11 protein-coding genes are annotated in these 12,387 nt (G+C 45.7%); 6 read left to right on the top strand and 5 right to left on the bottom strand.

Annotated elements, in window-relative coordinates; translation table 11 throughout:
* A complete protein-coding gene (locus QZY95_RS16305) occupies positions 1-612 on the top strand; it encodes a hypothetical protein (protein ID WP_290925503.1) in 612 nt (203 codons plus the stop codon).
* A gap of 178 nt (positions 613-790) precedes the next feature.
* Here the strand turns inward: QZY95_RS16305 and QZY95_RS16300 are convergent, their stop codons facing one another.
* The 4 genes from QZY95_RS16300 to QZY95_RS16285 form a co-directional block, all read right to left on the bottom strand.
* Positions 791-1,189: a MucR family transcriptional regulator gene (locus QZY95_RS16300; protein WP_290925501.1), complete on the bottom strand. Its 399-nt coding sequence runs from the start codon at positions 1,187-1,189 to the stop codon at positions 791-793.
* Positions 1,190-1,596: 407 nt separating this feature from the next.
* Positions 1,597-3,024, bottom strand: a complete 1,428-nt coding sequence (gene gatB, locus QZY95_RS16295; protein WP_290925499.1) for an Asp-tRNA(Asn)/Glu-tRNA(Gln) amidotransferase subunit GatB — start codon at positions 3,022-3,024, stop codon at positions 1,597-1,599.
* 104 nt (positions 3,025-3,128) lie between these two features.
* Positions 3,129-4,877: an ARMT1-like domain-containing protein gene (locus tag QZY95_RS16290; RefSeq protein WP_290925497.1), complete on the bottom strand. Its 1,749-nt coding sequence runs from the start codon at positions 4,875-4,877 to the stop codon at positions 3,129-3,131.
* Positions 4,878-4,913: 36 nt separating this feature from the next.
* Positions 4,914-5,765: an NAD(+)/NADH kinase gene (locus tag QZY95_RS16285; RefSeq protein ID WP_290925496.1), complete on the bottom strand. Its 852-nt coding sequence runs from the start codon at positions 5,763-5,765 to the stop codon at positions 4,914-4,916.
* 299 nt (positions 5,766-6,064) lie between these two features.
* Here QZY95_RS16285 and QZY95_RS16280 point away from each other — a divergent pair, with 299 nt between their 5' ends.
* From QZY95_RS16280 to QZY95_RS16260, 5 genes are all read left to right on the top strand, one after another.
* Positions 6,065-6,685, top strand: a complete 621-nt coding sequence (locus QZY95_RS16280; RefSeq protein WP_290925494.1) for a D-sedoheptulose 7-phosphate isomerase — start codon at positions 6,065-6,067, stop codon at positions 6,683-6,685.
* 80 nt (positions 6,686-6,765) lie between these two features.
* The gene (locus QZY95_RS16275; protein ID WP_290925492.1) at positions 6,766-6,993 is read left to right on the top strand and encodes a zinc ribbon domain-containing protein; all 228 of its coding nucleotides are present in this window, start codon (positions 6,766-6,768) and stop codon (positions 6,991-6,993) included.
* A 44-nt stretch (positions 6,994-7,037) separates the two neighbouring features.
* A complete protein-coding gene (hemC, locus tag QZY95_RS16270) occupies positions 7,038-7,982 on the top strand; it encodes a hydroxymethylbilane synthase (protein WP_290925490.1) in 945 nt (314 codons plus the stop codon).
* A gap of 308 nt (positions 7,983-8,290) precedes the next feature.
* On the top strand, positions 8,291-9,409 hold the full coding sequence (rsgA, locus tag QZY95_RS16265) for a ribosome small subunit-dependent GTPase A (RefSeq protein ID WP_290925488.1): 1,119 nt from the start codon (positions 8,291-8,293) through the stop codon (positions 9,407-9,409).
* Between the two features lie 430 nt (positions 9,410-9,839).
* Positions 9,840-10,478: a LysE family translocator gene (locus tag QZY95_RS16260; RefSeq protein ID WP_290925486.1), complete on the top strand. Its 639-nt coding sequence runs from the start codon at positions 9,840-9,842 to the stop codon at positions 10,476-10,478.
* Between the two features lie 60 nt (positions 10,479-10,538).
* On the opposite strand, the gene QZY95_RS16255 is transcribed toward QZY95_RS16260, so the two are convergent.
* Entirely contained in the window at positions 10,539-12,059 is a 1,521-nt protein-coding gene (locus QZY95_RS16255) for a YifB family Mg chelatase-like AAA ATPase (RefSeq protein WP_290925484.1), read from the bottom strand.
* Positions 12,060-12,387 lie beyond the last annotated feature (328 nt).

The raw sequence follows: 12,387 nt of genomic DNA, 5'->3' as shown, positions 1-12,387 counted from the left end.
ATGAAGAAAAAAGCTAAACGCACGTCCAGCGTCGGCACGTTCGGCAAACTGGCAAAGCTGTATAAGAACATGGCAGACGCCTATTCAAAAACAGCAGCTGAAGCCGGTCTTTCCTGTGCAGGCTGTGAAGACAACTGTTGCTACAGTTACTTCCAACACCATACGTACATTGAATGGGCATATCTTTGGAAAGGACTGAACGCCTTACCGGAAGAGAAGCGCGAATATTTCATTGAACGGGCTAAAGACGTTGTAAAACAATACAATGAAGCTCTGGAAAAAAAAGAACGCCCGCATGTCATGTGTCCTTTAAACGAAGATGGACTTTGCGGCCTGTATGATCACCGTCTTATGATATGCAGAATGCACGGCACAAAGAATCTCATGATTCTGCCGAACGGTGAGCAACGATACTTTCAGGGATGCTATCGTTTCAGAGAAAAAGTCGATGGTATGGAAGAATTTCAAATCCCGATGCTGAATCGTACACCATTTTACCAAGAGCTGGCTCAGCTGGAAATGAAGTACGCAGGAACAGCACTCAAAACAGCCCCGAGAGTAGACCTCACGCTGGCTGAGATGATAGTTCAGGGGCCGCCCAAACTGTCATAGCAAAAAAACAAAAAAACGCCTCAAATGAGGCGTTTTTTTCGTGTGTAACTTTATCCCGTGTGTTTGCAGATGATATCGTAAAAACATATATCTGCTTCTGTAAAACTGCGGATAATACGAACAAAGACTATGTAGAAAAGTCATCGCTGGATTTTCTACACATGAACGATGAAAAAAATTATTCTTCGTTTTTGCGTCTACGTTCCCACAGTTTCATATTGTTCATTTTCTTGCGTCGTTCGCGCTGTAATGCTTTACAGACCAACGGCGTATTCTTTTTCAGCCCCCACTTTTCGCGATAAGAAATCGCATCAAGATCATGCAGTGCGAGATGACGCTTAGTTAAAATCTTAAAAGTCTTTCCACATTCAAGACACGTAACAGTCTTTTCTTTGATAGACTTTTTAGGATCAACTGCAGCTTCCTGTGTTTCTTCAGAAAGAGCATCTTCTTCACTGATAACCCTAATGCCGGACGCAAGTGTTTTTACCATCGAGGTAATTTCTTCCTCTGTCATGGTCCGCACACTAGCTTGCGCCTTAACAATTTCCAACGCTTCTTTTAAGTAGTCTTCCATTTAATGCACCTCATGAAATACTATTGCTCAACGACTAGGCACAACTTTTTTGCGTTACGTAAATGCTATTCATGAACTGAATACATGTTCTTTTAACCCTCGTCAAACAAAGCACTTTTTATTTTTGATACTTTCTTCAAGAGAGTATTTTACTATGGCACTACAGACAGAGAAGGACATTCTTATTCAATTAATATTCACTCCATTACAAAATGAATATCATCATGTTCCTTTCATATATTTTTTTTTAATTTTTACTTAGTATGTTGTTCGTTGGTACTTACAATCTTTTTCAACGCAATATAGAACCCTTCAAGGCGTCTATTGCTTGTCCAGTCAACTTTTTCATACAAACAAAAAAAAGGACGCCGGTTCCGACGTCCTTACTTGTACTTTGATGTATAATGTTACAATTTTTTCTGTAGTAACTGGTTAACAAGGGCAGGATTAGCTTTTCCTCGTGTTTTGCGCATAACCTGTCCAACAAAAAAGCTTTGCAATTTGTGCTTACCACCGCGATAGGCTTCTGCTTCTGAAGGGTTTTCAGCTATTACTTCATCCACAACAGCTTCAAGTTCAGAAGAATCAGAAATCTGAACCATACCTTTCGCTTTCACAAATGCCTCAGCAGAACCGCCCTGCTCCATAAGTTCCGGTAAAACATCATTACCTATCTTAGTAGATATCATCCCTTCTTCGACAATTCGAACAAGTTCTGCAAAGTTTTCAGGAGCAAGTGCAACGTCAGCAACTGTAATATTACGCTCATTCAATTCGCGCATGAACTGACCCATCATAAAGTTGCTTAACTTTTTAGGGTTATTAAATACTTTTACAGCCGCTTCAAAATATTCCGCAATAGCTCTATCCTGCGTCAGCAGGTTTGCATCATACTCAGGCAATCCGAATTCAGCTTCAAAGCGGGCACGTTTTTCAAGAGGAAGCTCCGGCAATTCTTCTTTCCATGCTGCAACCTGAGCCTCGGTCAGCTTAATAGGAATAAGATCCGGATCAGGGAAGTAGCGGTAGTCATGTGCTTCTTCTTTACCGCGCATAGAAGCTGTCAGGTTCTTTTCTGCGTTGTACAAACGTGTTTCCTGAACAACGGCTTCACCATCAAGAATAAGGTCTTCCTGACGTGCAATTTCGTATTCAATACCACGCTGTACGTTACGGAAGGAGTTCATGTTCTTCAGTTCAACACGGGTACCGAACTCTTCCTGTCCACGAGGACGCAAAGAAACGTTTGCATCACAACGGAAACTGCCCTCTTCCATGTTGCCGTCACAAATATCGAGGTACAGCAAAATGGAGTGCAGGGTTTTCAGGTAAGAAACAGCTTCTTCCGCGCTGCGCATATCAGGATCAGAAACAATCTCGATAAGCGGAACACCAGTACGGTTAAAATCCACGTATGAAAGATTCTCTGCCTGTGAGTGAATTGACTTACCGGCATCGTTTTCAAGCTGGATACGGGTAATGCCGACACGTTTCAAAGACTCGCCCACAGGAATTTCAATATGCCCGTGCTGACAAATAGCATTATCGAGCTGAGAAATCTGATAGCCGTTAGGAGAATCAGGGTAGAAGTAGTTTTTGCGCTCAAAAATAGAATCAAGGCTTACGTTGCAATTCATTGCAAGCCCCATTTTAGCAGCAAATTCAACAGCTCTGGCATTAAGCACAGGCAATGCACCAGGCATACCGGAACACACTTCACAAACATTTTCGTTCGGATCAGACCCGAAGCGGGTCGAACAGGAACAGAATAATTTTGATTCCGTCTTGAGCTGAGCATGAACCTCAAGCCCGATGACAACTTCAAAATCAGCCATAACACTCTCCTTACATCTATCTTCCGGAATATACCGAAGAACAGCTACCCTGCGTAAAAACACAGGGTAGCCGGTTAATTTTATTTGTCAGTAACGCTATTACACTACATAGAGGTAATACCGGCATCATAATATTTACCGACGCCGTATTCTGCCCTACGGAAAAATTTTTCTGAACTCGGCCCGATGATCTGTAACTCCGGATTCCTCTTCTGTACATCCAAAGCGATGCGCATTTCTTTTGTACAACCCGTAGAAAATGTAGAGTCTTTCCCCGACCAAATGGACGGTACTTTACGATCAAGCAAGGCAAAGCTTGTTTCTATATCTTCAACTGTCTGAAAACGCCAGACGTCCAACAGCCCGCTTCGCTGAACCTGTTCCCACATAAACATCAAATCATCTCCGTCCATGCCTTCTTCAAAGTGCTCAGCAGGATTGATAATAAACGTACTGTCGAGACGGGTTCGCAAATGCGAAACAAATGAATTCACAATCTTAATCGCAGTATCAGTTTCACCCGGAATAGAGCCGATAATGGCGCTATAGAACATCACACTGCGACCTTTCTGTTTCTCCAGACGCATGCTCTCGATAATCCGGTTCGCCATATCATTGATGGCTTCCTCACTGAACTTGCGAACATTATTAGCACGAGGCTTAGCTTCTAAAACAAATGTTCCGTCAGGCTTTCTGTAAAAACCGAGAACATCACGAGTAAAACGATGCCCGCAGTTAAGCAGATTATCGTAATTTGCTGCTCCTTTCGCAAAAACAATGTCGCATTCTTTCCACGCACGGGAGAACGTCACATTGGTTTTATAAAGGTTAAGCTTTTCGCGCATCCCATCAGAGATGATAAGAAAACGATGCGACCGCAATAACGCCAGCAGCAGATTCTTTGAAATAGTGTCGTTTGCCACCATTTTGGCAGTCTTACACAACTCAAGCAAAACAGGATCCTGCATAGCATCCCAGTATGTAGGAGCATCAAACAGAAATCCTTCTTTCAGTGCCAGAATAACCTTGTGCCCCTGTCTGAGTAACGCTCTGATAAAGTAGAGGTCAAATACAATTCCACCACTGCTTTCCGGTAAAAACAAAATCGTTTTCCGGTCATCCTTTTCTGTCCCCAAAAGAACTTCAAGAGCATGAGAGGTAGGACACGGCTTATTCATTTCTTTTTCAATATCAAGATATGAAGGTGTCCCGCTGCTCCAAAGCTGAGGCATCGTGGAAAAGTACATCAGACGGATAAGCTCAATAATATCAAGCTCAGACCGCAAATCCCGCAAGTCAGGATTAAACATACACTCAGAAGGAGTAGAGTATAAAATTCTGTCTGTTGCAGAATTTTTAAAATACTCATACGCATTCCGGTTAGCTGCCAACTTTGTTTCGCTGGACGGGTCAACCAGAGAACACTGCGTCAACACAATGCTGTTCATCCGTTTCAACAAACGGGAAGGAATCATAATGCGCGACGACAAATGCGTTTGAAACCGCAACCGACAGAAGTTCATTACTTTCCGTTCGTGATACTTGTTGAACGAATGTTTTCTGATCAGCCGGACAGTGTGCAACCAAATCCGGCCATACTCACGCATAAGATCTTCCGAAGGCTTTTCTTCCATCAGACACATCAGCGTTTCATCAGAGCACGGAATAAAAATTTGCTGTTTATCAAGGGCGACCATGAACTTAAGTTGCTCATCAGAAGCAACGTGTTCAGGATTCATGAGGTGTTCAATGTTGTTTTCTGTCTTAAAGTGATGCAACCAGGCATCCATAGTCGCATCCTGTCCCCATCGAACATCTTGTGCGGATGCAATTGCAGGCAGTACTTTCCCCATTCTGTTTCTCCCTCGAAACTCACAGCTGTTTCCAGATTAGCAGTTTTCTCGAATAAACCCTCGTTTCAAGAGTTTGTTGTAATACGAATTATCGTCAAATTCAGCGTACAGCAAACCACCCTCGGCTTTAGAAATAGAAACAACATCATCAGGCTGCAACAATATACCTTCCTGACCATCCTGCGTAAGGAACAAATCCGCATCATGTGTACGCACGGCAGCAGTGAACACATGTTCTCCGGGCAGTACCATTGGGTACAGACTGCGCAGAAAAGCACAGACAGGCGTTACGGAATAGGCATCCATATCAGGATGAACAAGCGGTCCACCTGCGGAGATCGCATATCCTGTCGAACCGGAAGGTGAGGCAATGATGATGCCGTCTGCGCGAATTTCCCCCATCGGGTTATCGTTCACAGAAAGCTCAAGGCGGGTGATTCGGGCAAGCGCGCCCCTGTTGATAACAAAGTCGTTTGCGGCAACACCACTGAAGACAATTTCATCTCCGCGTGTGACGGTACAGGAAAGCGCAAGTCTTCGACGAAATTCAACCTCGCCGTCGAGTATCGCCTGTAATCGTTCTTCCCATGCGTCACTCGGGATCTCGGCAAGAAACCCGACCTTCCCCATGTTGATACCGACAAGCGGAATCTCACGTCCAATAAGATGACGCGCAACACTGAGCAGTGTGCCGTCGCCACCGAGGACAAGAACAAGATCACATTGAACAGCTTCGCGGGTGTATAACCACTCAGTTGTGCCGTTTTCGCAAATAATCCCCTGCACATCGCGTGCGGCAAACCAGTCGAGCAGTTCCTGCCCGAGCGCTGCTGCAGCGTCATGTGAGGCCTTTGTTATAATGCAAATAGTAGAAATTTTATGGTGCATGGCAGTTCTCTAGTAAAAACCGGCTATGACTTCAAGAAATGTATGATAAAATGAATCGCATAAATCCAATTGTACCACCAGCTTTTTTCCGACAACAGTAAATCTAGCGATTAGATAGTATTTTCTTGCAATCAAGTCAGCACAATTGCAGCAAAAAAGCTCTATTATGCAGATATTTCAAACTATTTCCCGCAGTCTTTCGCTCATTGTCACACCTGCGTATATAGTGTACTTCCTTTGCGTCAGGTGCTACTGACCTGTATACAAATTGTACGCATAAGAATGCGTCTGGAGAATTGATGACTCAACAAGCAATCGACACAATTTTAGAACATGCACGCGAAGGCGCACGCTTACGCGACGAATATTTTTCTAACCACGCAGAAGACGTGGATTATGTGGCGCGCAAATTTGCTGTTTGCCTTGCAAAAGGTGGTAAAATCTTGTTTTGCGGTAACGGCGGCAGTGCGGCAGACGCACAGCACCTCGCAGCAGAATTTGTAAACCGCTTTTTAATCGAACGCCCTCCGCTTCCGTCCATTGCCCTGACCACAGACTCTTCCATTCTTACAGCCATCGGCAATGACTACGGCTATGATCTTGTATTTTCTAAACAGGTTCAGGCACTGGGAAATAAAAACGACATTCTCGTCGGTATTTCCACATCCGGCAATTCTACTAACATCATCAATGCATTCAATGCAGCCCGCGAACGCGGTTTGATGACTGTAGGTTTTACCGGTAACGGTGGCGGCAAAATGGCTGAACTGTGCGACTACCTGCTGGATGTGCCTCATTCTCACACCCCGCTTATTCAGGAAGTGCAGCTTACAATCGGGCACCTTCTCTGCCAGCTTACGGACTACTATCTGTTTGAAGATGCAGCCGCGCTTCAGCCGGATTTAGAAGCCGCCGAATAAAAATTTTCAGTTGTATATATTGACCTTTTTCAATTTCGCACTATCTATTCGCCAAAATAGATAGTTAAGGAGCAACGGCTATGCCTTTGTACGAATACACATGCGAAGACTGCGGCAAAGAGTTTGAAGAACTTGTTTTTGGTGACGAAACTCCAGAATGCCCAGAATGCAAATCTTCCAATACACACAAATTACTCTCTGCTACCAAGTTTAAAATGTCCGGAGGCAGCATCTCCGCCCCTACCGGTTCATCCGGCGGCTCCAGCTGTTCCGGTTGCTCCGGCGGCAATTGTTCTACCTGCGGCTAACTCGCAGTCCTACATTCGAACTACCAAGCACTTTCGGACACGACATGAAGAAAATCGTTATTGCTACCCGAGGTTCCAAGCTTGCACTCTGGCAGGCAAACCATATTAAAGACTGTATTGAAAAAGAACACGAAGGCACCACTGTAGAGCTTTTGATTCTTAAAACAAAAGGCGACATCATTCTGGATGTTCCGCTCGCAAAAGTAGGCGGCAAGGGCTTATTTGTTAAAGAAATCGAAGAGGCTCTGCTTGATGGTCGCGCAGATATCGCCGTTCATTCCATGAAGGACGTTCCTATGGAACTGCCTGAAGGCCTGATCCTCGGCTGTATCCCTGAACGCGAAAACCCTTCAGATACCTTCCTTTCTGTACAGTACGATTCTCTTGATGAGCTTCCGGAAGGCGCAAAAGTGGGTACAAGTTCCCTGCGTCGTCAGTCCCAGTTGCTGGCACTCCGCCCAGACCTTGAAATCGTTTCCCTGCGCGGCAACGTAGACACCCGTCTGCGTAAGCTCATGGACGGCGAATTCGATGCGATCATCATGGCAACTTCCGGCCTGAAACGTCTTGGTCTTTCAGCACCGAAAAATGAAATTCTCGGCGCTCCACGCTTCCTGCCAGCAGTTGGTCAGGGTGCTCTGGGTATTGAGTTCCATCAGGATCGCGAAGATCTGCACGAAATGCTGGCATTCCTCGAACACCGTCCTACCCGTATCTGTGTAGAAGCAGAACGCGGCTTCCTGTTCGGTTTGCAGGGCGGCTGTCAGGTACCTATCGCCGGTTACGCAACAATGACAGACGATGATAACTTCGAAATGGTTGGCTTTGTTGCAGACCTCGAAGGCGTCCGTCAAATCCGCGAAACAGCAGACGGTAACGAAGAGAATGCTCGTCAGGTAGGTCTCGACCTTGCAGACGTAGTAAAAGGTAAAGGCGCAGACGCCATCCTTGAAGAAGTGTACGCTTCTGAAAACGCTGTTAAAAACTAACACGTTACTACGCTACAGAACATACTTCAAAAAAGCGGGTGAATCCATGCAGATTCACCCGCTTTTTTATGAAGTCCACAACAGCATTTGGTACTTGACGCATGGCCTGCTATGCTGCAAACACAACCAAGATTAATAACAACTCTACCAGTTCTGTATCAACGCACCATTGCGGCTCTGTATAGAAGGATAATAATCCCCCTCGCAATAAAGCTACACTGCACAATGCTATCCCGTTATGGTAAGTACTATGCATACGGTACACGAAACAATTTTTCATACCGGCTTAAAACAATAAGCCGGAGGAGATGACACACTTGCAGACGGATGACATGCGAAAAGACGCAATTTTACGCACTCTTGGCTGGTCTGAACATTTCAGCCAGCAACTTTCCGAAGAGGAATCTACAGAACACGTGGGGCGTGTCTGCAGTATCCATGCAGTTCTTATGAATGTGTGGGGTGAATTCGGAAAAGTGCAGATGCCACTACCGGGCAACTGGCTCGGCGGCAAAGCAGAAGCAAAGCCGACCGTCGGCGACTGGCTCGTGCTTGATAAAAACAAACAATATCCTGTCCGCATGCTGGATCGTAAAACAGTGTTCGTTCGTCGATCCCCGCAAAATGAAAAAACAGTACAGCTCGTTGCTGCTAATTTAGATACTGTTTTTATTGTGTCTTCCCTCAACCATGACTTCAGCCTGTCACGACTGGAACGCTATCTGGCTCTTGCCCTTGAATGCGGAGCTACGCCAGTCATCATCCTTACCAAAGCAGACGAAGCAGATCAGTCCTTTGTTGACGGTTGCGTTGCTGATGCCCAAAAGCTGTATAAAGATGTTCCAGTCCTTGCAGTTGACGGGCGTGAAGAACGCACAGCAACACTTTTAAAAGACTGGTGCGGTCACGGGCACTCCATTGCACTCGTCGGTTCTTCCGGTGTCGGTAAATCAACCATCATCAATACCATGATGGAAGAAGAAGTAACCCTTACCGGCGCAATTCGAGACGTAGACAGTAAAGGTCGACATACAACGTCAAGCCGAACTCTGTACATAATGCCATGCGGCGGCACTATTATGGATGTTCCCGGATTCCGTGAGTTACAGCTTCCTCCATGCGAAGAAAGTGTAAAAAAGGTCTTCCATGACATTGAAGAACTTATAGAAAACTGTGCGTTTGTTGATTGCCAGCACGATCAAGAACCGGACTGTGCAGTACAGCAGGCAATCGCCGCTGGAGAACTGACACAACGCCGTGTGGACAACTACCACAAACTCATTGAAGAACAGGCACGCACAGGAACCGAGCGTACATACACCAAACGTCAGGAACGCCAGATGGCTCCCCGTCCCAAAACAGGCGGCAAACCTCGCAGACGTTCCGGCGGCGGAAAGAAAGGCGGCAAAAAGAAGAAAAAGAAATAGCAAATACCTCTCTGTGACATTTGCACTCTCTACCTTTTGCTCAAATATCATCAAAGTTACAGGCTATCCTTCACTATCAGGATAGCCTTTTTCCTTGCCTCCCCCTTCGCACTCTGCAATCTACCCCAATAAAACTTCGTGGTTAGTCCGCACAATCTGCTTACAAGAGTGAACAGATAAAATTCACAAAATCGTCTTTTTCCCGTTGCAGCAGAAAACTGTTTCTGTCACTGTTTGTGCTCGCTTACACACACGCCTTGCTACATACGTTCAGTCACACGAAATCTATAGTATGCACCATGATGACGAGGTATATTGGCAACCCGCCGTCTTCACGATACGATAGATAACGTGCGTGCCTTTCTAATTCGACGACGTGTAGGCGCGCTGTTTCCAATATGGAAGCGTAGAGACCACTGCAGGAGAGAACATGTTACCGGATAATTTTGGCGAATTTCTTATTGCCATCACTATACTTGCTATGATCCCCGGAGCGGACACCATGATGGTTATCCGCAATAGTATTCGAGGCGGATTACCGGACGGCGCCATTACCAGTGCAGGAATATGTACAGGACTTTTTTTCCATGCAGCCGTTTCCGGCTGCGGACTTGCGTTAATTCTGTACAATTCGGCTCAGCTGTACCACTTTATTAAAATTATCGGTGCGTTCTACATCGTATGGCTTGGTTTTCAGAATCTTTGGGATGCTAAAAAACGCTACTCCGGTGCACAAGGCTCGGAGGAACTGGCTGCCGCAGCAGAAAAAGTGCGTGTCATGCGTTCTTTCAGAGAAGGCATTCTTTCAAACGTTCTCAACCCTAAAACTGCTGTCTTTTACATTACATTTATGCCGCAGTTTATGAACGCCAACGGCAACCCTGTAACCCAGATTCTTGTTCTTACCAGCATCCACTTCGGCATCTCCTTCATATGGCAATGCCTCCTTGCGAGCATTGTCGGAAAAGCCAAACAAGTTGTTTCTGCGCCAAGAAGCCGCTCATATATCGAAGCTACCGCAGGCTCTATTCTTGTAGGATTAGGCATTAAGTTGGCTGCCTCGGAATAACAACACCATCAATACGCTACAAAAAAAGTCTTGCTGAACTTCAGCAAGACTTTTTTACTATCATTCTCTGTCCAATGTTCGACAGTTTATGGCTTCAGCAATATGTGCCACGCCGATATCCTTTGCACCTTCAAGGTCGGCAATCGTTCTGGATATACGCAACACTCGAGTATACGCACGGGCAGAAAGTCCAAGCGCTTCTACAGCATTCCGTAAAAACGTATTTTCTGCTTCAGATATCGGAGTAAATTTCTCCAACCAGCGACCGGAAAGATCTGCGTTCGTCTTCAACGGTGTTCCCTTGTACCGTTCTTCCTGAATTCTTCTCGCTGCTTCAATACGTTCCCGCATTTCTTCAGAACTGACTCCGGATGACGATTGTAAGTCATCATACTTCACAGCAGGAACTTCAACATGCAAATCAATTCTATCCAGCAACGGGCCTGAAAGTTTGGAACGATACTGCGCCACCTGCCTGCTGCTACAAGTGCATGGATGACGATCATCTGTAAGAAAACCGCAAGGGCAAGGGTTCATAGCTGCAACCAGCATAAAATCCGAAGGGAAAGAAAGTGAAATACTGGAACGGGAAATAGTAACAGTACCGTCTTCCAACGGCTGCCGCATAACTTCTAATACAGACTTTTTAAACTCAGGAAGCTCGTCTAAAAAAAGTACGCCTCGATGCGCCAAAGAAACTTCACCCGGTTTAGGATATGCCCCGCCACCTACCAGACCGACATCAGAGATTGTATGGTGCGGGGAGCGGTACGGCCTTTCTGTTATCAATGATCGCTGCTTACTCAGCAAGCCGGATACAGAATAAATTTTTGTCACTTCAAGCGTTTCATCAAAGGTCAATCTAGGCAGTACAGTAGGTATCCGTTTAGCCAGCATCGTTTTCCCGCTTCCGGGAGGGCCCACAAACAGTAAGTTATGATTCCCCGCAGCGGCTATTTCAATAGCGCGTTTCGCATGTTCCTGCCCTTTCACCTCAGCAAAGTCATGCATCCATTCGGACGAAACACTCTGAACAGATTCCGGCGGAATAGCAGGTTCGAGAACGGTGCCGCCCTCTATGTGCTCTATGACTTCTCCGAGTGTTGTCATAGAAAAAACTGGCAAACCTTCAACGACTGCCGCTTCATCAGCATTATCCGCCGCAACAATAAGCCCCTTTGCTCCAACTTCACGGGCATGAATAGCAATAGGTAACACGCCGGATACAGGCTTCAATTCACCGGTCAGAGATAGCTCTCCAACAAAAAACCATCCCCGCAACGCCTCTGGAGAAAGCACGCCCGCCGCCCCCAACAATCCTAAAGCGAGGGCTAAGTCATACCCGCTTCCTGCTTTTCTTTTGTCTGCCGGCGCAAGGTTCACAGTTATGCGTGACGGCGGAAGCTTGTGCCCTGTATTCTTCAACGCTGCCATAACACGCTCTTTTGCTTCACGCACAGCGCCTTCTGCCAACCCTACCATCGTAAAAGCCGGTAAACCGGCACGCGTCAGGTCAACTTCCATCTCAACAGTAAATGCATCAATTCCAGCCAGTGCAGCACAGGAAACAACAGTAATCACAACATCCTCGCAGTAATCAAAAAGAATCAGAACATCCGGAACGCTACAGAAGAAAAACGTTATAGATTTTTAAAGATTAGCGCAATCATGCCGATATCAATTGTTAAGATTACCGCGGTGCTACCGCCTTTTTAACAAATTTTTCACACAACTATCATTTCAGGGGGGAGAGAGTCTTTTAATTTTCACCACTGCAGTATAGCATCAAACAACTTTTTCTCATTACTACTATGTTTGAACACTATACGGTGAATCCTGACTTACTCTCGCAAAGGAAGTGCACATGACACTACAAAACAGAATAACCGCATCTGTTGTCTTTCTCTTC

The sequence above is a fragment of the Halodesulfovibrio sp. genome (assembly GCF_015482765.1).
In the GTDB taxonomy this organism is placed as follows: Bacteria; Desulfobacterota; Desulfovibrionia; order Desulfovibrionales; family Desulfovibrionaceae; genus Halodesulfovibrio.
Note: the sequence above shows the minus strand (reverse complement) of the source record. Positions and strands in the feature narration are given on the sequence as shown.